General features: G+C 45.9%; 22 protein-coding genes. 9 read left to right on the top strand and 13 right to left on the bottom strand.

Features of this window, described 5'->3' with window-relative positions:
* Window positions 1-7 precede the first annotated feature (7 nt).
* Window positions 8-850: a universal stress protein gene (locus tag EZE20_RS03670; protein WP_132114612.1), complete on the top strand. Its 843-nt coding sequence runs from the start codon at window positions 8-10 to the stop codon at window positions 848-850.
* 197 nt (window positions 851-1047) lie between these two features.
* Here the strand turns inward: EZE20_RS03670 and EZE20_RS03665 are convergent, their stop codons facing one another.
* The 8 genes from EZE20_RS03665 to EZE20_RS03630 form a co-directional block, all read right to left on the bottom strand.
* On the bottom strand, window positions 1048-2904 hold the full coding sequence (locus EZE20_RS03665) for an AIPR family protein (protein ID WP_132114610.1): 1857 nt from the start codon (window positions 2902-2904) through the stop codon (window positions 1048-1050).
* A gap of 167 nt (window positions 2905-3071) precedes the next feature.
* Window positions 3072-3380 carry a hypothetical protein gene (locus EZE20_RS03660; RefSeq protein ID WP_132114608.1) on the bottom strand — a complete coding sequence of 103 codons (309 nt, stop codon included), beginning with the start codon at window positions 3378-3380 and terminating at the stop codon, window positions 3072-3074.
* Between the two features lie 151 nt (window positions 3381-3531).
* Window positions 3532-3771: a hypothetical protein gene (locus EZE20_RS03655; RefSeq protein ID WP_132114606.1), complete on the bottom strand. Its 240-nt coding sequence runs from the start codon at window positions 3769-3771 to the stop codon at window positions 3532-3534.
* 115 nt (window positions 3772-3886) lie between these two features.
* A complete protein-coding gene (locus EZE20_RS03650) occupies window positions 3887-4252 on the bottom strand; it encodes a hypothetical protein (protein ID WP_132114604.1) in 366 nt (121 codons plus the stop codon).
* Between the two features lie 130 nt (window positions 4253-4382).
* Window positions 4383-5108: a 6-phosphogluconolactonase gene (locus tag EZE20_RS03645; protein ID WP_132114602.1), complete on the bottom strand. Its 726-nt coding sequence runs from the start codon at window positions 5106-5108 to the stop codon at window positions 4383-4385.
* 302 nt (window positions 5109-5410) lie between these two features.
* On the bottom strand, window positions 5411-5833 hold the full coding sequence (locus tag EZE20_RS03640) for a PIN domain-containing protein (RefSeq protein WP_132114600.1): 423 nt from the start codon (window positions 5831-5833) through the stop codon (window positions 5411-5413).
* A 2-nt stretch (window positions 5834-5835) separates the two neighbouring features.
* On the bottom strand, window positions 5836-6057 hold the full coding sequence (locus EZE20_RS03635; protein ID WP_132114598.1) for a hypothetical protein: 222 nt from the start codon (window positions 6055-6057) through the stop codon (window positions 5836-5838).
* A 358-nt stretch (window positions 6058-6415) separates the two neighbouring features.
* Window positions 6416-7624 (bottom strand): exo-beta-N-acetylmuramidase NamZ family protein, encoded by a 1209-nt coding sequence (locus EZE20_RS03630; protein WP_132114596.1) that lies wholly within the window; start codon window positions 7622-7624, stop codon window positions 6416-6418.
* Window positions 7625-7684: 60 nt separating this feature from the next.
* Between EZE20_RS03630 and EZE20_RS03625 the strand changes: the two genes are divergently transcribed.
* From EZE20_RS03625 to EZE20_RS03610, 4 genes are all read left to right on the top strand, one after another.
* Window positions 7685-8905, top strand: a complete 1221-nt coding sequence (locus tag EZE20_RS03625) for an ABC transporter permease (protein WP_132114594.1) — start codon at window positions 7685-7687, stop codon at window positions 8903-8905.
* A gap of 67 nt (window positions 8906-8972) precedes the next feature.
* Window positions 8973-10274, top strand: coding sequence for an ethanolamine permease (gene eat, locus EZE20_RS03620; RefSeq protein ID WP_132114592.1), 1302 nt, complete (start codon window positions 8973-8975; stop codon window positions 10272-10274).
* An 80-nt stretch (window positions 10275-10354) separates the two neighbouring features.
* Window positions 10355-11590 (top strand): nucleoside recognition domain-containing protein, encoded by a 1236-nt coding sequence (locus EZE20_RS03615; RefSeq protein WP_132114590.1) that lies wholly within the window; start codon window positions 10355-10357, stop codon window positions 11588-11590.
* Window positions 11591-11646: 56 nt separating this feature from the next.
* Complete coding sequence (locus tag EZE20_RS03610; RefSeq protein WP_132114588.1) at window positions 11647-12993, top strand: APC family permease; 1347 nt, start codon at window positions 11647-11649, stop codon at window positions 12991-12993.
* A gap of 324 nt (window positions 12994-13317) precedes the next feature.
* On the opposite strand, the gene EZE20_RS03605 is transcribed toward EZE20_RS03610, so the two are convergent.
* Window positions 13318-14175, bottom strand: a complete 858-nt coding sequence (locus EZE20_RS03605) for an SDR family oxidoreductase (protein ID WP_132114586.1) — start codon at window positions 14173-14175, stop codon at window positions 13318-13320.
* 135 nt (window positions 14176-14310) lie between these two features.
* Here EZE20_RS03605 and EZE20_RS03600 point away from each other — a divergent pair, with 135 nt between their 5' ends.
* Genes EZE20_RS03600 through EZE20_RS03590 form a run of 3 tightly spaced genes read left to right on the top strand, consistent with a single transcriptional unit; the run spans window position 14311 to window position 18789 of the window.
* Window positions 14311-15642 (top strand): DEAD/DEAH box helicase, encoded by a 1332-nt coding sequence (locus EZE20_RS03600; protein ID WP_132114584.1) that lies wholly within the window; start codon window positions 14311-14313, stop codon window positions 15640-15642.
* A 21-nt stretch (window positions 15643-15663) separates the two neighbouring features.
* Window positions 15664-16482, top strand: a complete 819-nt coding sequence (fdhD, locus tag EZE20_RS03595; protein ID WP_132114581.1) for a formate dehydrogenase accessory sulfurtransferase FdhD — start codon at window positions 15664-15666, stop codon at window positions 16480-16482.
* Between the two features lie 15 nt (window positions 16483-16497).
* On the top strand, window positions 16498-18789 hold the full coding sequence (locus tag EZE20_RS03590) for an FdhF/YdeP family oxidoreductase (protein WP_132114579.1): 2292 nt from the start codon (window positions 16498-16500) through the stop codon (window positions 18787-18789).
* Window positions 18790-18801: 12 nt separating this feature from the next.
* Here EZE20_RS03590 and EZE20_RS03585 read toward each other — a convergent pair whose 3' ends face one another.
* Window positions 18802-19959: a hypothetical protein gene (locus EZE20_RS03585; RefSeq protein ID WP_207104697.1), complete on the bottom strand. Its 1158-nt coding sequence runs from the start codon at window positions 19957-19959 to the stop codon at window positions 18802-18804.
* 362 nt (window positions 19960-20321) lie between these two features.
* On the opposite strand from EZE20_RS03585, the gene EZE20_RS03580 reads away from it, so the two are divergent.
* Entirely contained in the window at window positions 20322-20540 is a 219-nt protein-coding gene (locus tag EZE20_RS03580; protein WP_132114576.1) for a VF530 family protein, read from the top strand.
* A 12-nt stretch (window positions 20541-20552) separates the two neighbouring features.
* Here the strand turns inward: EZE20_RS03580 and EZE20_RS03575 are convergent, their stop codons facing one another.
* The 3 genes from EZE20_RS03575 to EZE20_RS03565 all read right to left on the bottom strand — a co-directional run bounded on the left by EZE20_RS03575 (window position 20553) and on the right by EZE20_RS03565 (window position 23996).
* Complete coding sequence (locus EZE20_RS03575; protein WP_132114574.1) at window positions 20553-21746, bottom strand: aldose epimerase family protein; 1194 nt, start codon at window positions 21744-21746, stop codon at window positions 20553-20555.
* A 70-nt stretch (window positions 21747-21816) separates the two neighbouring features.
* Window positions 21817-22989, bottom strand: a complete 1173-nt coding sequence (gene galK / locus EZE20_RS03570) for a galactokinase (RefSeq protein ID WP_132114572.1) — start codon at window positions 22987-22989, stop codon at window positions 21817-21819.
* Window positions 22990-23060: 71 nt separating this feature from the next.
* The gene (locus tag EZE20_RS03565) at window positions 23061-23996 is read right to left on the bottom strand and encodes a D-2-hydroxyacid dehydrogenase (protein WP_132114570.1); all 936 of its coding nucleotides are present in this window, start codon (window positions 23994-23996) and stop codon (window positions 23061-23063) included.
* Window positions 23997-24164 lie beyond the last annotated feature (168 nt).

Here is a 24164-nt window from a genome sequence, read left to right as displayed (position 1 = left end):
CTAATTCATGAAAAAAATAAAAACAATTCTGGTTCCTACTGATTTCTCTGTTCCGGCCGAATATGCGCTGGAATATGCGATACAGCTTGCCAAAATACTCGAAGCCTCTGTCATACTTTACCACGCATTTATACCTTTCGAAAGTGGATTTTATCCACCTGCGCAAAGGAAAAAAGGCAATGATGAAACGGAGCGAAACCTACTCCGGCAACTTTCCAAAATGGCTGAAAAAATCCGGTCACAGGACGATTCAATCTCCGTGTCGGTGGAACTGGACCGCGGCCCGGAACACATTCGTTTGCTCGACTACTGTAAACAAACAAACGTAGATTTGATTGTGATGGGCACCAAGGGTGCAAGCGGTTTAAAGGAAGTTACAATTGGCAGTTTCACGGCAGAAATCATGACCCAATCTACCTGCCCCGTATTGGCTATTCCCGGGGATACGGTGTTTAGACATCCGGAAAAGTTGATGTATGCGTCGGGCTATGAGGCAAAGGAAGGCCCTGCCCTGGTTTTTCTTAATGATTTTACCAACGAGTTTAGTGCCGAGTTGTGCGTGCTGCATGTTTGGGATGATGAATATTCCGAAGAGCGTAAAGAAGAAATTCGCTCAGCGTATAAAACATTGATAGACCAACATTTCACACATAAAACACCTCAATTGCTGGAAGTCGATAGTGAGAATATTATTGAGTCAATTCTGGCTTTGGCAACCAACAACGAAACGGACATTCTGGCGATTTCGCCCATCAAAAGAGAAGGTATATGGAACTGGATTTTTCGGAAAAATTTTGTCAAATCCACCGCACACAAAATCACTATTCCACTTCTGACCATTCCTATTTAAATATACAGAGTCAGACATTTGGCGAGTTTCTTTATTTGGATTCACTCGAGGCCTTGTGCTTTCACCTGGGCCTGGGTGGGGTCGTATTTCAAAGCAATAAACTGTCCGTTAACACTAAACTTGATACGAAGCACATAGGAGTAAATTACGCATATTGTCCCGACTTCTTGCAAACATGCTATTGGGCATGGTATTTATTACTGCTCCCTTGCCATTTCGGTGTCTTTATTGCCTTCAATCATATTGTCATCATCTTTCAACACAATATCATCAATATCCTTTACATATATTTCAGTGTCTTCTAATGTATCGTAAATCTTTTGATAGTGAGACAAGGTGAACAAGAATTTAATCATACGCTCTGTTGTTTTTTCTTCATTATTGGCTACTTCAATTTGTTTTTCAACAAACTGATTAAGGAATTTAAAAGTCTTTAAAATGATTTCCTTTTCTCCTAGTTCATAGATTTTAACTATCTGTCTATTTACATTAATTTTATCTCCATACTTAGCGGTAAGATATTTTGTAAAGGCGACCTTAAATAAAGCAAGCAAATGATAAAGGTTAGTTTTAAATGTATCTTCGTAAGAAAATTGGGTCGTGCTTTCAATAGTATTAAATATATAGAAAGCACAGAGCATATCTTCAAAAGATGTATTTTTATTAAATACTTTTTCATAGAGTCCGTCTTTATGATCTTTGTGTGAAATGAAATTAAGGTCTTTGTGGGTTCCAAATCGTTGTGTATGATTTTTTAGTACGCTTACAGGATCTTGTAAATGATAGGCTAAATACACATTGGCAAATACAAAGTTAGGCACTTTCTTAACGCCTACCGGGGTCTCTCTAAACTCATCACGCCTTTTTTCATACCAAATACTTGTTTGGTAGGACTCATTTTGTAAATCCACCTGAATTTCATCATTTGCGCAAAAATCTCGATCTTGTACGGGATTTTGGGAATTAGTATATCTTGTTACGTTTAGGTCAAAATCTTTCCCACCTGATTTCAGCAAACGCAAAGTAACCAATGCCTCACTATCCATTTGAATACGTTTTGTTGGAGAAGCACTTTCATAGGCACGGTAAATAGAATAAACTGTTTGCGCACCATTTATAATTTGCAAGCCTGTTAATGATACTTTCTCTGCTTTTTTCCCAATTTCAGGCAATAAAAATGTTATTGCAGTTATTCCATTATTATAGTACCAAAAGTATGATGGGTTTTCAAGTGCTGTTCTTTCAATATCAGTATTAAACTGTGATTGTAAAAGTGGATTTCGAACATTCTTATAAAACAAGGCAAAACCATACGTTCTAAAAAGCTCCCAAATTGATTTTGGACGAAGTAGAAACATATAAGCCTCAAAAGGTTTCTCAATCTTAACACTACCGCCTTTTTGTACAATTTCAATGTTAATAGGACTTTCTTCGGGGTCTTGATAAGTGTCAAGAGGATTAATGGGATCTATTTTTTTATACTTCCTATCAATATAATCTACTCTAATTCTATTGATGTCAATTACCTCAAATTTAGTTTTGACATCATTACGTCTAAATGCCTCAATATTTTCATCTGCTCCCCCCTTGTATTGAGATAATGAAAGAAAAATAAACTTCACCTCTCCATTTGCCTTTAGGTGTACATCAAGTTCTTCCAACTTAGATTTTAATTTCTCATTGACACTTTTCTTTTCGCCTCGTAAAATAGTTTCAAAATCATTTAAGGCTTTCAAAATTTCATCTTTATTGGTTTCTTTTTCAGAGTTATTCGCATTATTCCACTTTGATTGAACAACATAGAAAACTCTATTTCCTTGATTATTCAGGGAGTCAAATACAATATCACAAGAACTGTCATTATCTCCGTCTGTGATAAAGTTAGAATAATTGGAAATTCTTCCATAAAAGTCAAGAAACCAAATCAAAAGTGCATAAGACTTTTGATTATTAATGGCATTTTTGTGCTTTTGGATGAGTGTATCATCTTTGTATTTTGTGATGAGTGTATCAAGTTCAGCATCTATGGTACTATAAAAGTCTTTTGTCAACATTGTATTATTAATTTTTATTTTAAAATTATGCCCAACGTTTTACCGCCCGACGAAGCCTTAGATTTTCAGCACTAAACTTCATTAGCTACACTTAGCTTGGATTTAGTACAAATACTAAGTTAACTACTTCACCCGACATTGAGCCAACCGCTAATTAGTATCCTTATTTATTCTTCGTGAGTGTCCAGTTTCCATTTTTTATCGACTCTAATTTTCTTCCAGTCCCAATAAGTTTCGTAAAATTTATCGTGTAACCAGTCGTCAACAAGTTCTGAATTTTCATTAGGTTCATCGTCAATAACTTTTAGACCAGTCCAATCGTTATTATCGTTTTTGGGAAAGCCAGTTCCATCAAATAAGTTTAGCATAATGAAAACAATACCTGCTGAATTGTCTGCAACTACTTTTCTTAAGGCACTTTTCAAATACTCGTTGTTGTTAAGTTTTTTAAGTTCGTTTACTTCTAATTCCGTCAAACCTCAATTTGGTGGATATGTTAAAAAATCAAACTCCTTTTTGTCAAGAATATTGGTTACCAAGGTATCTGCATACTCAACTATGTCTTGATGTGTGTCAAGTAAAAAAGTTTGGGCATTTTTTTTAGATTAGTTCATTTTCATTACTTTATTAAGGCCAAATAAAATCTTTCGCTTTTTGACTTTCTGGGTCGAACCATTCTTCGGCAATTTCTTGAAAAATTGGCTGTCCTTTTTTATCCATTTTTGTCTGAATTAAATCTCCAACTGGTGAACCGTGTAAATAACGCAGCCGACCAATTGAGTCGAACTTAATTTTTCCATCATTTAGTAATGCTTCAAATTTTGGCCAATTCTTGATATTTTCTTTCGTTATTCTAATTCTGTCCATTATTTGTTGGTATCGTCCTAAAAATTCCACCAACCCCCATACAACCGCACCCCTCCCCTGTTCTTCTACGCTTATTTTCCTTGTAGTGACGGCTATTCAAGTTGATTAACTGAGCTCACCCTTTCTTTCTCTTGCCGGTAAACGTTCCGGTGGCCATTGATCCGAGCACGACTTTGCCGCTCAGGGCATCGTTTTCTACCGTTCCGTCGTACATAATCACGTTGTCCTGCACCGAAAACTCAATGTGAAATACGTTGCCTTTTAGGGTTCCTTTTACTTCACTTTCCCCGAGTTGTCCTTCGTAGGTACCCGTCAGGTTTCCCTCCGCATCCTGCTTCAATTGAAACGTAGGCGAGCCGCTGCCCATGTCGGTTTGTACGTTCAGTTCCCAGCCGCCCGTCAGGTCAATGTGCGTTTGTGCAAAAAGGCTATTTGCAGAAAATAGCCCAAAACAAAAAATAAATACTTGCAGCGTTTTCATAGGTAGTTAGATTTAGGGGTTTATGGTTTTTAACTATTTACTAATGAACAAATTACTATCCAATAAAGAAAAATTTCTGTCACACGATTTTGACCTGAATCAATCAATGATACTCAGGCTTTTATACTTACTACCTGTCCAGCTCAGAAGCGGCATCGGCGTCCAGCATTACCAAAATTTGCTCATCGGTTTGCACCAAACTTACCGGAAATTCTTCGGTAACGGGCCCCGTCAGTGCCTGCCGCATAACCTCCGCCTTTGCTGCACCACTTGCCAGAATCAGCAGTTTTTTTGCTTCCCGTGCATGCCGCAACCCGAGGGTAATACCGCGGGTAAGCGGAGTTTGTTTAGCAAAATATTTTTGCCCCACCTCAACCGTAATCGGCGCCAGCTCGCTCAGGTGCGCATAGCAGCCAAAAGACGTACCCGGCTCATTCAGAGCCAGATGCCCGTTCATTCCAACGCCCAACACCATCAGGTCCAGTCCACCCAGCTCCGCAATTTTTTGATTGACCCAGTTGCACTGCCCTTGAAGATCTGCGCTTTTGGCATCAAAGTATATGATTTGCTCCGCCCGAAAACCGACGGGATGCAGGAAATCGCGGTCCAGCCAATAGCGGCAACTGCCCTCGTCGTCTGGGCCCAGGCCCACCCATTCGTCCAGGCCGACAAAGGTGCAGCGCGAGAAATCCACGGTTCCGGCTTTGCTCCAATCGGCCAGGATTTTGAACATACCCTGCGGCGTACTTCCCGAAGGCAGACACAGCACGGCCTCGGGTTTTTGATGTAAAAGCTGCGCTACCTGCCCGGCAGCGGCCAGCGAAAGTTCGTCGTAGGTTGGATAAATCTGCACCATTACTTTTAGAATTTAGTAAAATCTATTTTATAAACACTTATTTATCAACCACATACACTTACAATCCACTTCTTATCGCTCCATAGGAGCCAACCGTTTATAGATACTATATCGACCTTTAACGTGTCTAGCTCCGTATGGAGCGGCCCGTAGGACTTGCACTTGTTCCGCCTCTTATCTACCTACGTTTCCGAAACTTTCGTAAACTATCAATCTATCTGAACCAATCTGCATACAACACGTATTCCTTAACCTAGGCTCGTGAGATATGGGTCTGGGTGGAAGGATTTCAAATCACATCGTCAAAATGTCTGTAAAAAGTCTTTAAAAAGCATAACCTTTCGAAATCCTTGCTTTCTCAAACCTTCATATAATGGATTGCCCCTTGTCAAAAGTGGCAAATCCAACTGCATTGCTAATGCTACGTAAGTCGTATCTTTCAAATCTATCTTGTCAAGCAACTTTTTAGACTTTTTAAGACTTTCTTCGTTTAAAGCATATTGTGGTAAAATTGTAATTTGCGAAAACACAAAATAAGTCCATTGCAAAAACTCATCATCTTGCATTCTATGCTTCGTTCTTAAAATATGCTTATACTTTTCAACTTCTACCAATACAAAGTCGGGAAGAATGAAATTATAGTACGTTAACAAGGGTTTGTAACTCGCCTTACCGCTTATCAATATGCTCATTAAAATATTTGCGTCAATTACGAAATCTGTCATTATTACGCAAAATATTTATGTTTCTCTTGTTGCCAGGCCAAATTCCTTGACACTTGCCATTCTTTATCATTTTCAAGGTCAATGCTTTCCAGGTCTTTCAAAATATCCTGTGCAGCAAGTTTGAGAACAACTTTCTGCATAAATTCCTGCAAGTAAGTTTCTATCTGCTTGTAACCCATTGTTTGCACAAAGCTTTCTTCCAATTGAATTTTGAACTCTACCATTTTATTCTGAATTTAAAGTTTACATAAATTTACGAACATATGCCATAAGTATTCCTTTCACCTGGGCGCGGGCTTCCTAGGGACTTAATTTGCAGCTTAGCGAAAGTTCGTCGTACGCTGGGTAAATCTGGACCATTTATATTTTGTAAATTAGTGAATTCTATTTTATAAGTAATTATTTATCAACTACATATACTTACAATTCACTTCTTATCGCTCCGTAGGAGCTAACCGTTTGTAGATGCTGAATCTCCCATAAATTGACTAGCTCCGTAGGAGCGGCCCGTAGGTCCATGCCTTATTCCGCCCCTATCTACTTACATTTCCGAAACTTTCGCAAACAATCAATCTATCTAAACTAATCCGCATACAACACATATTTCTTCCGCATTTCCTTATACTTTTCCAGGTCGGGCGCATAGGCAGCTTTTATCTCAGCTTCTGACTTTCCGGCTTTCAGCATCGTCCGAATCAAATCTGAACCGGCGAGGTTATCAAAGAATTTTTCGCTGGTAAAGAACTTCGTCTTGTCAGGTGTTTTGTTATAAAAATCAATCAGGTATTTCAGCGTAAACTTCTCGATTTGGGTGTCTACCGAACGGAGATCCAGTCCATAGCACAGCACCCCTTCGTTCGGTGGATTCTGCGCTCCGGGCTTGTCAACGGGCGTAAACTGATAATCGCCAAACGCTTTGACGGGCCCGCCAATCACCTGAAACTGCGTATCAGTTCCCCGGCCAACGCTCACGATTGTAGGTTCAAACAGGCAAATAGACGCATACAGCCGCACCGACTGTTGATTTGGCAAATTGGGCGAAGGCTTCACGGGCAGCACGTAGGGCGTTTGATGCGTATAGCCAAGGCACGGAATCACGGACAAATTGCAGGTCTTGCGGCCTGCCAGCCAACCTTCCCCATTGATCATCAGCGCCAGCTCGCCGGAGGTAAGTCCGTGCACAATCGGCACCGGGTTTAGCCCCACAAAAGAGGCATAGGCCGGATTCAGTACAGGGCCGTCGATGTAGTCACCGTTCGGATTTGGGCGGTCCAGCACGAGGCAAAGTTTATTGTTTTCGGCACAGGCCTCCATCACGTAGTGCATCGTGCTCGGGTAGGTATAATAGCGCACGCCAACATCCTGAATATCAAAAATCACCACGTCAAGTTCTTTGAGTTGTTCGGGTGTAGGTTTTTTGTTTTTGCCATACAGCGACACAATCGGCAGCCCGGTTTTGGTGTCGCGTCCATTTTTGATTATATCACCGGCGCTTGCCTCCCCGCGAAACCCGTGTTCGGGCGCAAAAATGGTTTTTACCTGCACGCCCAGCGCCAGCAGCGAATCGGCCAAATGCGTGCCGTTTGAGAAAATTGTGGTGTGATTGACAACCAGCCCCACCTGCTTTCCTTTCAGCAGCGGCAGATACTCGCCGATTCGTTCCAGTCCCAGTTGCAGGTTGGCGGAGGAATTTTTGTCGGTTTGTATAGCCGCATTTTTGGTTTGCTCAGGTTTGGAAAATGCGCAGGCGGTGGTGCTCCAAATCAGCAGAAAAGAAAGAAGATATGTCATGGGAAAGGTTTTTCGTTATTTTTGCCAAATTACTACTAAAACTTAAAATCCCCGCCTGCCTTGCAATTTCCAGCCTTCATTGCCAATCGTATTCGACACAACGCCGTAGGTTCTTTTTCGGCAACCGTTTCCCGCATCGGTGTGGCGAGCATTGCCATCAGCACGGCCGTCGGGATTGTGGCGTTTGCGGTTCTTTTTGGGTTTAAAAACGTCATTCAGGATAAAGTATTTTTGTTTGGTGCGCACCTGCGGGTCAGTTCACTCACGCTCAACAACAGCTACGAAGAAGGCCCGTTGCCGCTTCACACGCCGCTTTCAGACGACCTTTCGCTCTTGCCCTACATCCGGCATTGGCAGCCGGTGGCACACAAATCCGGTATTCTGAAAACTCCCGATGAGCTCAAAGGCGTGGTGCTGAAAGGCGTTGACGCTCGTTTTGACTGGTCACTTTTTGAAGAAAGTCTTATTGAAGGTCGTCTGATTCAGTTTCCGGACAGCGGCTATTCCAATGAAATTATTTTGAGTTATAAAATCGCCTCGCAGCTACGACTCAAATCGGGTGACGAAGTGCTGATGTATTTTGTTCAAAATCCTCCACGAGCACGCAAGCTGACCGTAGCGGGTATTTACAAAACCGACATGGAAGAGTTTGACAACTCGCTCATTGTGGGCGATTTGGCATTGATTCAGCGCCTGAACAACTGGGGCACAGACAGCGTGGGGGCCTACGAAATTTACCTCCACGATTTTGAACAGCTCGAAGTTGCAGCTGCTGATATTTTCAATCGGATGTCACCGGATATGTACCTGCAAAAAGTTACCGAAAGCTTCCGCCAAATTTTTGACTGGCTGCTACTGCTGGATCGCAACACGGTTGTTTTTCTGGTGCTGATACTCTTCGTTGCTTCTTTCAATATGATTTCGATTTTGCTGGTCATGATTATGGAACGCACGCCGTTGGTGGGTTTGCTCAAAACCCTCGGAAGTCCCAACCGGCAGATTCGGGCCATTTTTATGCGGATTGGCGTGTATATGATTACGCGGGGAATGCTCTTTGGCAATGCAATTGGACTACTGCTTTGCTGGCTCCAATACGAGTTTGGACTCGTGCCGCTCGACCCCATCAATTACTACATGGCTCAGGTGCCGATTGTGTTTGACTGGGGCACAGTGTTGCTCGTCAACCTGCTGACTTTGCTCGTCGTGAGTTTGGTGTTAATTATCCCGACCTGGGTTATCACACGCATTCAGCCAATTAAGGCGCTGCTGTTTAAGAAGTAATAAAACCTAAATGAATAGCGGTAGAAATAGCCGAATCTATTAAATAACCTAAACCCCGAGACTTCCTGTGGCCACCGAAAACCCAAATCTCCAAAAAACCCTGACCCCTACGCTGCTTTGGGGGCTTGGCGTTGGCTACGTCATTTCCGGCATGTACTTTGGGTGGAACCTAGGTTTGCAACAAGGCGGCACGCTTGGCATGGCTCTCGCTACTGCATTGGCCATTCTGATGTACGTTGGTTTTACACTAAGCTATGCTGAACTGGCCTGCGCCATTCCCAAAGCTGGCGGCGCATTCGACTATGCAAGCCGGGCAATGGGCAGCACGGGTGGTTTTCTGGCCGGAATGGCCCAAAACATAGAATTTCTTTTTGCGCCTCCTGCTATTGCCGCAGGTATCGGCGCGTATCTCTCGCTGTTTTTTCCGAACATTCCTCCGGCGGTTTTTGCCTTTTCGGTCTACATCCTTTTTACGCTATTGAATATCCTGGGCACGCACCTGGCGGCTCGTTTTGAACTTTTTGTAACGGTTGTAGCCGTGCTCGGCCTGATCCTTTTTGCTGGAATTACCCTGCCTGATTTTTCAGCAGAGTCGTTCACAGCCAATGCATTACCCAACGGATGGGGCGGAGTTTTTGCAGCTATTCCGTTTGCAATCTGGTTTTTTCTGGGCATTGAAGGACTTGCCAACGTAGCCGAAGAAAGCCTGAATCCGCAGCGCGACTTAACCCGCGGATTTCTTTTTGCCATGACCACCCTCGTCCTGCTTTGTGGACTGACGTTCGTTTCTGCGGTCGGAGTTTCGGGCTGGGAAGGAGTCGTTTTCGACCAAAACGGGGCTGCTTCCGATTCTCCTCTGCCATTGGCTTTGCAGAGGATTGGCACAGCCAAACACCCGCTATATACGTTACTAATCATCTTCGGACTTTTTGGGCTTGTCGCTTCTTTTCATGGATTGTTGCTCGCCGCCGGGCGCGCTACCTACGAGTTTTGCCGAATGGGCAACGGCCCGGCCTTTTTGGGAAAAGTTCATGACAAGTTCAGAACACCGTCCAACGCCCTTCTGATCAATATGTTGATCGGGCTAGCCGCACTGATGACTCAGTCCACGGCGGAAATTATAATTCTATCAGCCTTTGGGGCGCTAACCATGTATTCATATTCGCTGGTTTCTTTTATTATTTTAAGAAAAAAAGAGCCAAATCTGCCCCGTCCGTTCCGCACGCCGGCTTATCCGTTAGTGCCGTGGCTGACGCTCACAATCGCCCTGATTTCGCTGGTGGCGCTTACGGTCTACAACCCGATGTCGGCGCTTTGGTTTGCAGGAATTTTGGGGGGAAGTTTTGGATTAAAAAAAATAGTCGGGTAAGGATAAATAAAAGCTTTATGGCCGGTATCGTTGATAAATAGGCTGGTTTTGCTTAGCATTGTTATTCAAACCTACCCCATATGGCGCTAAACTACATTTTTGTCTTCTTCTTTGTCATTGCGTTTGTCATTGCGCTGATCAAATTTATTTTTCTGGGCGATACCCTCACCTTCAAACTCGTCGTAGAAGGGATGCTCGACATGGCAGAAGTCGCCGTCATGGATATTGCCCTGCCGCTTGCGGGCGTCATGACTTTCTTTCTGGGAATTCTGAATGTAGGCGAAAAAGCCGGAGCCATTAACGTACTGGCGCGCGTCATTGGGCCTTTTTTCAATAAGCTGTTTCCCGAAGTTCCGAAAAATCACCCGGCCAATGGGCAGATGATTATGAACTTTGCGGCCAACATGATCGGCCTCGACAACGCCGCTACGCCCTTTGGCCTGAAAGCCATGCAAAGTTTGCAGGAACTCAACCCAAAACCCGATACGGCTTCCAACGCTCAGATTATGTTTCTGGTACTGCATACGTCCGGTTTGCAGATCATTCCACTCAGCATCATTGCGCAACGTGCCATTTTGGGCGCCGAAAGTCCGTCTGACATTTTTATTCCCTGCGTTGTAGGCACCTACGTCACAACCGTGGTCAGCATGCTCATAACGGCTACCTGGCAGCGCATCAACCTCTTCAACCGGACGGTCATGCTGGGTTTGGGTGGACTCACGGCTTTCATTTCCCTCATGCTTTTTTATCTTGCCCAACTTCCCAAAGAACAGATTGAAACGGTCTCCGTTGTTTTTGGAAATTCCGTTCTACTATTAATTGTCGCAGGATTTTTGTTGGGCGGATTGTATAAAAAAATCAATGTTTTCGACTCCTTCATTGAAGGAGCCAAAGGCGGTTTCAGTACCTCCGTGACAATCATTCCGTACCTCGTAGGGATGCTCGTAGCCATTAGCGCTTTTCGAAGCTGCGGGGCCATGACATATCTTGTAGATGGATTAAAATACCTGTTTTCGTTCGCCAGTTTCAACACCGAATTCACCGACGCTTTGCCCGTTGCCCTCATGAAACCCCTCAGCGGAAGCGGTGCCCGGGCGCTCATGATTGACGCCATGAAGGAGTTTGGCCCCGATTCATTCATTGGCCGTTTGGTGTGTATTTTTCAGGGGTCAGCCGACACAACCCTGTACATCGTGGCCTTGTATTTTGGTTCGGTAGGCATCAAAAACACTCGGTACGCCATCGTAGCCGGGCTCATTGCCGATTTTGTCGGAGTTTTAGCAGGCATTTGGCTTGGGTATTTATTCTTTCATTAATTCATTTTCAGCCTCATCCAATCAATTGCAGGATACGTCCTGCTGCATTCATTTTTATGTTAGAAAAAAAGCCTGAACCTTCCAACGAAATCCGTCCGCAAATCAACGCCTTCGACGTGGGCATGATCGTCATCAGCCTCGTTATTGGCGTAGGAATTTTCCGAACCCCAAGCATTGTGGCCCGAGCGGCGGGCTCACCCGAAATCTTTTTCTCTGCCTGGATAGCGGGTGGTATTGTGAGTATTATTGGGGCGCTGGTTTTTGCAGAAATCGGCTCCCGGCATCACTTTCCCGGCGGATTCTATAAACTTATTTCGACGGCCTTTCACCCGCTGTATGCCTTCATGATTAACTGGGTGCTCGTCCTGACCTATGGTGCAGGCATGGCAGGCGTGGCCCTTTTGGGTTCCGAATACATCAACCCGTTACTTCCGGACGTACTCCACAATCGTCGCGGTATTCAGAGCACGGCAGTTATTACGCTGTTGTTTTTTTATTGCATCAATCTGTTGGGAATTCGGGCGGGTTCGCGCACCCAAAACCTGCTGAGCGGCTCCAAAATTGTGATGATGCTCGTGCTTTGTTTCGGGGTTTTTCATACAGGCCCTATTGCCGAAGATCCGTTGGCACCGCTCATCCCCATCTTACCGGCAACCTCCTGGTTTACAGCATTTGGCGCTAGCTTGATTGCCGTTTTTTATACCTACGGAGGTTATCAGCAAACACTTAACTTCGGTGCGGACATCAAAAATCCGGTTCAGAATACCCCCAAAGGAATATTTATCGGCATGGGTCTTGTGCTTGGCCTGTACCTGACCATCAATCTGGCCTACTACCGAACCCTGGGTTTTGAGGGGTTGCAAAATTCCAGTCTCATTGCCGCAGACCTTGCCCGGTCACTGTTTGGGCCGTGGGGAGAAGTATTTTTTTCACTTGCCATTTTTATGTCCGTGCTCGGTTTTATCAATGCTACGATGCTGTCGGTACCCCGCGTGTATTTTGCCATGGCCGATGACAAAATTCTTCCAGCGTTTTTCAAAAAAATAAATGAAAAAACGCAAACGCAGGAATACGCCCTGACTTTCCTGATCGTAACGGCGATAGGTTCGCTGTGGTGGCTCGATACCTTTGAAAAAATTGTAAATTACGTGATGTCGATCGACAGCCTGGCGCTGGCAAGTGCGGCTGCTACGCTTTTTGTTTTTCGTCCTAAAAAAAATACTACCGATGCGCATACCGGATTTAAGATTTGGGGCTATCCCTGGCTCCCGGCATTTTTTGTGCTGTTTTTGCTTGGAATCGCCGTAAATGTCGTTCTTACTGATCCCGAAGCCGCGCTCATTGGCTGGCTTTTGTTTTTGGGAGGTGCGCCGCTGTATTGGGTGTTGAAACGGTGGTTGTAGCTGTGGCAGTTTTTTTTAGAAGTAGTGAGTTTTAGAACTGCTTATTGACGCCCCTTCCGTGGGCTGTGTCTCACCATAGCCCACGGATAAATAGATTTTATGGTATCGCACAAGGCGATACCTTCGAGACAAAGTCTTGAAGCAGCGTTGCCATTTGTTTTGACTGAGCAAGGGATGGTAGCTATATCGGGTGTCAAAAAAAATGAGAAATTAGACTTGCTTATCTATGTTCCATAAATTATAAAAAGCTAACGATTTGAAAAGCCAATAGTCCGTTAAACCAAAACAGCTGACGGCCCTTCTGAACCGTCAGCTGTCTATTTTTTAGCCGTTAAGCACCTGTCCACCATTGGGATGGAGTACTTGTCCGGTAAAATAACTTGAATCTTCGCAGGCCAGAAATACAAACGAAGGTGCAACTTCGCTGGGTTGACCCGGCCGGCCAAGCGGCGTGTATTTGCCAAATTTTTCTACTTTTTCCTCGTCAAACGTCGCCGGAATCAGCGGTGTCCAAATCGGGCCGGGTGCTACGGCATTTACCCGAATCTGCTTTTCGGCCAAATTTCCCGACAGCGACCGCGTGAAAGACACAATCGCTCCTTTGGTAGACGAGTAGTCAAGCAGCTCTTCGCTACCGCGATAGGCCGTTACGGACGTCGTATTGATGATGGAGTCTCCCGCCTGCAAGTGCGGCAAAGCTGCTTTTACAAAATGAAACATGGAGAAAATATTAGTCGAAAACGTCTCTGTGAGTTGTTCAGTGCTAATATCGCGAATACTTTCGCGAGGATGCTGTTCCGCCGCGTTGTTGACCAATACGTTCAACTTGCCAAATTTTTCCACTGTTTCTACCACAGCTTCCCGACAAAAATGTTCGTCCTGAATATTTCCCTGAATCAGCAGGCATTCCGTTCCCTCGGCTTCAACCATCTCTTTGGTCGCAAGGGCGTCTTCATCTTCATTCAAAAAAACGATAGCAACCTGCGCACCTTCGCGGGCAAAATGTACGGCCACCGAACGGCCAATTCCGCTGTCGCCACCCGTTATGAGTGCAACTTTGCCGTCCAGTTTTCCACTGCCTTCGTACGAATCCCGAATCACGATGGGTTCAGGGTTCATTTTGTTTTCAAGTCCCGGTTGTTGATCCTGCGTTTGTCCTTTAATCTCTATGTCGTTGTTCATGAGCGTTTTTCAATTGGTTGATTAAGTGAAACGCAAAAAATAGTATGCCAGGGATTGCGTACCTTTGACCCAAATGCAATCCATTGACGTTCTATTTTCGGGCACCTTTTTCGGTGCTTTATACGTATTATATTCATGACTTTCGACGAACTAAATTTAACCAATCCCCTGCGCAACGCCCTGAACGATATGGGGTTTGTAACGCCCACACCTATTCAGGAAAAAGTTTTTTCGGTCATGATGTCCGGCAAAGACGTGTGCGGACTGGCCCAAACCGGCACCGGAAAAACCCTCGCTTATCTATTACCCTGCCTTCGGCAGTGGACTTTTTCAAAAGATCGCCTTCCGCAGCAATTGATCATTGTTCCAACCCGTGAGTTGGTGGTACAGGTGCTTGAAAGCATTCAGGCGCTGGGCAAATACATGAACCTGCGGGCGGTAGGCGTGTACGGCGGCGGAAACATCAAAGTTCAAATGGCAGAACTCGCCGAAGGTGCCGACGTGGTGGTCGCAACGCCGGGGCGTTTGATTGACCTTATTTTAAATAAGTCACTGAAAACCAAGGCCATAAAAAAATTGGTAATTGACGAAGTAGACGAAATGCTCAATTTGGGATTTCGGACGCAGTTGAAGTTGGTTTTGGACGCTATTCCTCAAAAAAGGCAAAATTTACTTTTTTCCGCCACAATGACCGCCGAGGTAGAAACATTGATGGATACCTATTTTAATGCTCCAGAGCGAATTGAGGCCGCATCGATGGGCACTCCTTTGGAAAATATTGAACAGGTGGGGTATGAAGTTCCTAATTTTTATTCCAAAATAAACCTGCTGAAATTCCTGGTAACCAAAGATTTGTCTATGTCCAAAGTGCTGGTTTTTGTCAGTACCAAGCATTTGGCCAATCAGGTAGGCGAAGAAATGGAGGCGCGTTTTCCGGATCAGGTGGGCGTGATTCATTCCAATAAAGCGCAAAATAACCGGTTTACAACCGTATCACGTTTTGGAAATGGCGAGCTGCTTTTGCTCGTTTCAACGGATATAATGGCGCGGGGCATTGATCTGACGGACGTGTCGCACGTGGTTAATTTTGATATTCCGGACGAGCCCCAAAACTACATCCACCGCATTGGCCGGACCGGGCGGGCCGACAAAAGTGGCATTGCGATTAGTTTTATGACCGAAGCGGAAAAAGCATTTGTAGAACAGATTGAGGAATTCATGGGTCAGGCGCTCCCTTTACATCCGCTGCCCGAGGGTGTCATTCTTTCGGAAGTGCTGACTGAAGATGAGTTACCGAAAATTCACATGAAAAATGTGCTGGTTAAAGCCCCAAAGAGAGAAGATGTAGGACCGGCTTTTCATGAAAAAATTGATAAAAACAAAAAGGTAAACATACGCCGGAACATTGCGCAGGAAAAAATGCAAAAGTATGGCCGACCGATTAAGCGCAGCGGTAAGAAAAAATAGAATAAACTGACTGATAGCCTTATGTCCTCCACGCAACAGGTACACATTACCCGCTACAAGTCCGGGCAATCCTTCGGCACGAACGACCTGCTGACAGTTGAGGAGCCACTTGAAATAGGGATTCGCTACGGAATGTCGTTGCTGCACAAAAGCTTGTCAGTCAGTATGCGTACGCCTGGCCACGACGACGAGTTGGGGCTGGGTTTTCTGTTTTCGGAGGGCATTATCAGCCATAAAGATCAGGTCATCGGCACGGTGCAGGAAGCGCCCGACTGCATGACTTTTCTGCTGCATGAAGACGTTGCCTTTGATCCCACCGATTTTGAACGACATGTGTATGCCGCTTCGGGTTGTGGCATTTGCGGCAAATCGTCGCTTGCGGCAGTTCGTCAGCCGGTTGCTGTTTCAGATTTTAATGCTCCTTCGTGGAGCATTGAGGCAAAACTTCTCACGAGATTCCCTGAGATTTTATCCGAAAATCAAACCGATTTTGCAACCACTGGCGGTCTTCACGCGGCTGCTCTGCTGGAACCTGACGGTCGATTGGCGATAGTCCGTGAGGACATTGGCCGACATAACGCGGTTGATAAACTGATAGGTTATGCCCTGACAAACAACCTATTGCCTCTTTCTTCCAAAATATTATTGCTGAGTGGACGGGCAGGTTTTGAGTTGATTCAGAAAGCAGCTATGGCGGGCATTTCGTTTGTCGCTGCCGTGGGTGCGCCTTCGTCAATGGCGGTTACGCTGGCGCAGGAACAACACATGACGCTTGTCGGTTTTTTACGAAATGAACGCTTCAATGTATATTCAGGAAATGAACGTATTCTTTACCTTTAACGAGTCGCAATTGCCATGACACCATCTGCTGAAAATCCTGAAAAATTGACCGGCCTGCAAGTTGAAGGACGCAAGGCCGTAGCCGCCGGACTAACCGCCGTGGGCATCAGCTTACGAATGGTCATTGAAGAAGCAGGCGTAGTCCGGGGAAATAAGGCTTTGTTAAAAATGAATCAAAAAGGCGGCTTTGATTGTCCAAGCTGCGCGTGGCCCGATCCTGATGAACACCGCTCGCCCGTGGCTGAGTACTGTGAAAACGGTGCCAAAGCGCTGGCCGAAGAAGCCACCCAAAAAGCGCTTGGGACCGACTTTTTTGCAGAACATTCGGTTTACGATCTTTCGCAATTATCAGATTTTGAAATAGGTAAAAAAGGCCGCATTTCTCAGCCCATGTATTTAGCCCAGGGCGCCACGCACTATCGTCCGATTGGCTGGCAGGATGCTTTTCAAAAAATAGGCCGGCATCTGCAAGCCCTTGATTCTCCGGATGAAGCGATTTTTTATACCTCCGGTCGTACGAGCAACGAAGCGGCTTTTTTGTATCAGCTGTTTGTTCGGGAGTACGGTACCAATAATTTGCCCGACTGCTCCAACATGTGCCACGAGTCCAGCGGACTGGCGCTCAACGAATCATTGGGTATCGGCAAAGGCAGCGTGACGCTGGATGATTTTTATGAAGCCGAGGTGATTTTAGTGATCGGTCAAAATCCAGGCACCAACCATCCCCGCATGATGACCGCCCTGCAAAAAGGCAAACGCAATGGCGCCAAAATCGTGGCCATCAATCCTCTTCCCGAAGCCGGTCTCATCGGTTTCAACAATCCACAAACGGTCCGGGGTTTGTTAAACATCGATAGCTCACTTACGGATTTGTACATTCAAATCCGCACCAACGGAGACATGGCGCTGATTCAGGCGGTAGAGCGACTTCTACTGGATGAAGAAGACAAAGCTCCCGGCAGTGTGTTTGACCTGGATTTTATTCAACAAAAAACCCACGGTAGTCAGGAATTTCTGGATCATCTGCGTTCGCTTGATTTTGATGCTTTGGTTGCCATGAGCGGGGTACATTCGGATAAGGTTCGTGAATTGGCCAACCTTATTTTACATAAACAAAAAATAATCATTTGCTGGGCCATGGGCCTGACCCAACACGCCAACTCGGTAGATACGATCAAAGAAGTGGTCAATCTGCTTCTGCTAAAAGGCAGCATTGGCAAGCCCGGTGCGGGCACCTGCCCCGTGCGCGGACACAGCAACGTGCAGGGCGACCGCACAATGGGAATCTGGGAAAAAGTAAATCCGGTTTGGCGCGAAAATATCCGCTCGGTTTATGGTTTTGAAGTCCCCGAAAAAGACGGCTACGACGTCGTAAACGCCATTCATGCGATGCATCAGGGCAAAGCAAAGGTGTTTTTTGCTTTGGGGGGAAATTTTCTTTCCGCTACTCCCGACACGCTCTACACCGCGCAGGGCCTGCGCCAATGTGCCCTGACCGTGCAGGTATCGACCAAGCTGAACCGCAGTCATTTGGTACACGGGCAGGAAGCGCTGATTTTACCCACGCTCGGCCGCAGCGACCGCGATGTCGTGGCCGGAGAGGAGCAATTTATAACCTGCGAAAATTCGATGGGAGTCGTACAGGCGTCACGGGGAATGCTCAAACCCATTTCGGAGCAGCTGCTGAGCGAACCTGTTATCATTTGTGAATTGGCCAAAGCTACCCTCGGCACCCGCTCAAAGGTAGATTGGGAGTTGTACGCCCACCACTATGATAACATCCGCAACGATATTGCACGCGTGATTCCAGGATGCGAAGGGTACAATCATAAGGTTCGACGGCCAGCAGGGTTTTACCTGCCCAATGGCGCCCGGGAAGGAAAATTTAATACATCAGTAGGTAAAGCTGTGTTTAACCGGGCCGAGGCAACCGTTCCAGCCTGCCAACCGGGTGAGTACCTGATGATGACTATCCGCAGCCACGATCAGTTCAATACTACCATCTATGGCCTGGACGACCGCTACCGGGGCATTCATCAGGAACGGCGCGTGGTTTTTATGAACATGATGGATATGATGGAGGCGCACCTCAGTTCCGGCTCGGTGGTCGATCTTGTCAATATGGATGGCGGAGTAGAACGCATGGCCCGGACCTTCGTGGTGGTAGCCTATGACATTCCGCAAGGCTGCGTGGCCACTTACTTTCCCGAAGCTAACGTGTTGGTTCCCATCGGAAAAGTTGCCAAAGGCAGCCACACACCTGCCTACAAAACAGTGGTAATTCAAATAAAGAAACCTGCAAAGTAAACTGACTTTTTCTCAGCGGGGAGATAAAATCATCTGACGGTTCTGGATCGTGAGCGTCCCCTCCTGTCTTAGCGTTCGCGCCTGCCCGTCTGCGGAACTAAGCGTAACGGTTGTTCCCGAGGCAATTTGAACATCATCACACGAAAGTGGGATTCTCCCACAGCTCCACCGGCCTGCGTCGTGCCAAGTTCCAGAACTCAGACTTCGGCAGGTGGCTGCCTGAATAAAACCAAAGCTATGCGCTGTAGGATTTAGCCAAATTTTTCCATTGTTGGTAAAGCGGACAACTTCGCTGCCTTCTACCGTTGGCTGATTGAAAAAACTACTTCCCGGGCTAATCGTCGGAACAGCTCGCAAAGGCGCAACTCCCGTTGAGGAAGAAAACCAATAGTCGCCCCACCCGGTCGCTTCGTGATTATAGAGCAGAGCCCCATACCAATTGTAGAAAAATTTAGTTTGAGAAAATTCATTTGAACTCGCATTAGTCGTCACAGACATAATTTTGAAACCAATACTTTGCTGATAATTTCGCAATAAATCAGCCTTTTGTTTCCAAAAAACTGCATCCTGAAAGTTTCCTTCCGTAATCAGGTAACTTTCATTTAAATAAAAATCAGTACTTGTCAGCACCGTAGGCAACCCGGCTGGATTGTAGACAGGATGAACTATGGCACCAAATATTTCTTCAGGACGATTGCCGTTCACAAATACGGGTAGATTTTTTGCTTTGGCATAGCCTATTATCGTATTCATACGCTGGCGACTAACCCCATAATCGTATTCAAAATCATCATAAAAAATACCGTTGATCCCCATGGCTGCCCATTCATTTACCCGAATTTCGATTTCTGATAACGGTAGGTTTTGAATGGTTGTACTGGCATCGATGTACCCAAAAAATGTTGTGGCAGTTGTTAGCGGGCTATTTAGTAGCGCCACTGTATTGGCATGATCGCCGTGCGTGTTTTTTTCTAAGCCGTCGCCAAGAATGACATATTGATACTGGGCAAAATCTGCAAAAATACTTTGCAGATTCCCTCCATGAACTGCTGAATTAAGCACACTTGGCCATCCGTAATAAATCAATAAACGCTTTGGGGTAACCTGGGCTATGCTATTTTGGATGAAAAAGATGCAGATCGAGAGAGGAAGAAAAAGACGTATTTGCATGATTGTCAAGTAGATTATAGTGTGTGTTTTTACAAATATTTTTCAAAAATAAGAAATACAATCTGCCGCTTCAAGGTGCCTTTCCCTTTATTTTAAGTTGCTAAGAAATTTTTTAATCAACTTTAAAGCAGGGTATTAATGTTTGAATTCATCATTTTGTTACTATTAAAATTTCAGCCACTTTCTGTCTGAATCATTTTAAGAACGACAAGTATCACCTCCAAAAGGTCATTCACTTATGCTTACATGGCACTCATTGGAAATGTTACGCGAACAGATGCCGTTGAAATTTACACCGGCCGTTGGAACTTCTAATCGTCGTACTTGCTTTCACCAATGCAACTTATCTAACAGCTACTTATATGCAGGAAAAACAACCCAACAATCCGCTGCACGGCGTCACGCTGGAAGCAATTTTGAATCATTTGGTAGCCGAGTATGGCTGGGAAGAAATGGGGGAAATGATTCCGATTCGGTGTTTCAGGCTGGATCCGAGTGTCAAATCCAGCCTGAAATTTTTACGAAAAACGCCCTGGGCCAGGCAAAAAGTAGAAGAATTGTATATACGCAGCCTTCGCTGAAAACCTATGAATCTACTCCCGAACCGAAAGTTTATACACCGTTGTGGTATGGTAGGTAGCATCCGGCCGCAGCACTACCGACGGAAATTTAGGCTGATTTGGAGAATCGGGATAATGCTCCGTTTCGAGGCAAAAGCCCATGCGTTTGGTGTAAGTCACGCCTTTACCTGAGACTTTACCATTCAGAAAATTTCCGGTATAAAACTGTACGCCCGGCTCCGTTGTAAAAACTTCCAGCACCCGGCCACTTTCGGGCTCGTGCACGGTTGCAATTCTAAGCAACGCATCGTCAGCCCGTTCAATGACCCAACAATGATCGTAACCGCCGCCATGTTTGATTTGTACGTGCGTAGTGTCGTCAATACGTGCACCAATTGCCGTAGCTTTCTGAAAATCAAAGGGTGTAGCAGAAACGCCAATCAGTTTTCCGGTCGGAATCAGAGTTTCGTTTACTTCTACCAAACTATCCGAGTTGATGGTAACTTCGTGGGCAAGGATGTCGCGTTTCATGCCCGTTAAGTTAAAATAGCTGTGGTTGGTCAGGTTAACAATTGTAGGTTTGTCGGTTGTAGCTTTATAATCAATCGTTAGCTCCCCGCTGTTTGATAACGTATAATTGACTTCGGTTTTCAACTCACCCGGGTAGCCCTCCTCCATATCTTTGCTGACATAGGTTAGTTTCAGGCCCACAATCGTATCGCCCGGCACCTCTTCTGCCGTCCAAAGCACTTTATCAAAACCTTTGGTACCTCCATGCAAATGATTGGGACCGTTGTTGGTTACGAGTGAATATTTCTGTCCATCCAGCGAAAATGAACCACCGCCAATGCGGTTACCGTAGCGGCCAACCAAAGCGCCAAAAAATGGATTATTTTCTACATAATTGTTCAACGAATCCAGACCAAGAACCACGTCGGCCATTTCACCGTTTTTGTCCGGCGCCATCCATTGGGTAATAATTCCACCATAATTGGTAATCTTCACAACCATGCCATTGGCATTGGTGAGTGTGAATAAATCTGCCTGTTGGCCATCGGCCAGGGTGCCGTATACTTCCCTCGTAATTGTGGGCTCCATTGCTTGTTTTTGTTCGTTTTTTGATTGACAATTTACTAATAGGAGGCTTAATAAAGCCAGGGCAAATCCTGAAAAGGCCGAGGTGCGGCGGTTCAGGTTTTTTTTGTTTACTACAAATCGGGAGTTCATATACAGGCAGCTAAGGTTTAGGATTATTTAAAATTTGGATAAAACAGGTAAAAAAATCAAGCGGCCCCGGCTAATCAGTTAGTTCAGACGTACCGTCCGTAATCGTGACTCGGTAACACGGCAGCGCTATTCCGTATTTTTCAAGATAGGCACGTTTCATGCGTTCTTCAAAAAGCGCGGCACCACTTCTTTTTACCAGGTTGATGGTGCAGCCGCCAAAGCCCCCGCCCATCATGCGCGCCCCGAGCACATCGTCATTGGTGCGGGTGCAGTTTACCAGAAAGTCAAGTTCAGCGCAGCTCACCTCGTAGTCGTGCTGTAAGCCGTCATGTGTGGCGTACATTTTCTGCCCAAATTCCGACAGATTACCTTCCAGCAAAAGTTCACAAGCTCGTTGTACACGCTGAATTTCTTCTGTAATAAACAAGGAGCGACGAAACACTGCCTCGGGCATCTCGCTTTGGTGCGCCCGAACCAGCTCAGGCGTAGAATCCCGAAGGCTCTCAATCGTGGCATCGTGCTTTCTCAGTACCTGCACGCCCTGTTCACATTCAAGGCGGCGCGTGTTGTATTCAGAATCTGCCAGCGAATGCTTGACGCTCGTATCGCACAAAATAAGCAGGTATTCTTCCATCGGAAACGGGAAATATTCGTAGTCGAGCGAACGGCAATCCAGCCGAATGACCGACTCGGCTTTCCCAAAAACTGACGCAAACTGATCCATAATGCCGCACTTGACCCCTACGTATTCGTTTTCGGCCCGCTGCGCCATTTTTACAATTGCCAGCCGGTCGAGCCCCAGGCCAAAAACCTCATTAAGGGCAAAAAGTAACCCACATTCCAGCGCCGCTGACGAAGACATTCCTGCACCCACGGGCACATCACCCCCGAAGGCTGCCTGAAAACCCGGAATAGAATATCCGGCTTTTTGCAACTGATCCAGCACCGAAAGCTGATACTGCGGCCATTCCTGCAAAGGCTTTTCGAGGGCATCAACCGTGCATTCATACGATTCGCCTAGATCAACCGCCAGCAACCGAACCACGGAATCGGTGCGGGGCTGAATGGCAAAATATACGGCTTTATCAACACTCGCCGGAAGTACAAATCCGTGGTTGTAGTCGGTATGTTCGCCAATCAAATTGATACGTCCCGGCGATCTGAACAAACGGGGCGTGCCTCCAAAGGTTTCAAGATAGGCCTCCCGGATGCGGTCGGCGGTAGAAAGCATGGTATTCTGCATAAAGTGAATCTATCAAAGCAGGCGCTTCGGCTAAAAATTAGGACGTGTGTAGGTTAGGTTTTATTAAAATTTCAATATCCTTTGGTAAGATCAATTTGATTTTCAATGGATTTTCCCTCCATAAGCGCCTGACAATTGCGAACAAAAACAGCTACTTTTCCACTATCTTCATCGGCTTGTCCGCCTCCGGTATGCTGCGTAAGCACCACATTGGGCATTGTCCACAGGACGTGATCTTCCGGCAGCGGTTCCAGTTCGGTTACGTCGAGCACAGCGCCGCTGAGGTGTCCGCGTTGCAGAGCGTCGATCAGCGCGGCTTCATCGGTCGTATTACCCCGGCCCACGTTGGCATACACACTGCCGGGCTTCATGGCGTCAATCACCTGCTGATCCACAAACCGGTCGGCGGTTCCGGGCAGGGTACTAATCAGAATATCAACGGTGGGCAGTTGTGCCAGCAATTCTTCTTTGGTATGCAGCTCTGCCTCGGGCGAAGAGCGTGCCAGCGTCAATATTTCGCAGCGGAATCCGGTCAGCATTTCTTTGATCGCTTTACCAATCGTACCACTTCCCAGAATGACCACTTTCTGACCATCGAGCAACCGCAATTGGGGCCGCAGGGCGTGGCCTACCCACGTTTTTTGTTGCTTCAAAACCGTCAGCGTATCCACTCCCCTAAAAAAGGCGATGAGGCCACCCACAATCGTTTCGGCACAGGGCCGGGCAAACCAATCGCCCATATTGGCCACTTTGGCCTGAACGTTCACCGTACTGAATTTATCGAATCCGGCAGAATCCAACTGCCAGAATTCCAGCGTTTCTGAGTCTGCATTGAGCCATTCGGACGGTGGATTTCCCAGCACCCATTGGCTGCCCGTAAATTTTTCCCGGGCCGTTTCCGACGAGTCTTCCGGCTCTCGGAACAATATCGTGTGCCCATTTCCCAGCCCTTCCAGCAGGCGATTTCTCAGGGGCGGAGCCAAAAGTGTATGGATATAAATTTGCATCGTTTTTTAAAGCAAAGAGCAAGGTAAAGGTTTATTTACCTACAAGTTTATTAAGATTTTTATGAAAAACAGGAAATAACTTCATGCCAGCACTGCATAACAAGCGACCTTTTCGCGCTTTTTGTAGTACCAAAATGAGCTTAAAGAAAAATATTGCCGGGAATAATG

It is taken from the genome of Arundinibacter roseus (assembly GCF_004348825.1).
GTDB lineage: Bacteria > Bacteroidota > Bacteroidia > Cytophagales > Spirosomataceae > Arundinibacter > Arundinibacter roseus.
Note: the sequence above shows the minus strand (reverse complement) of the source record. Positions and strands in the feature narration are given on the sequence as shown.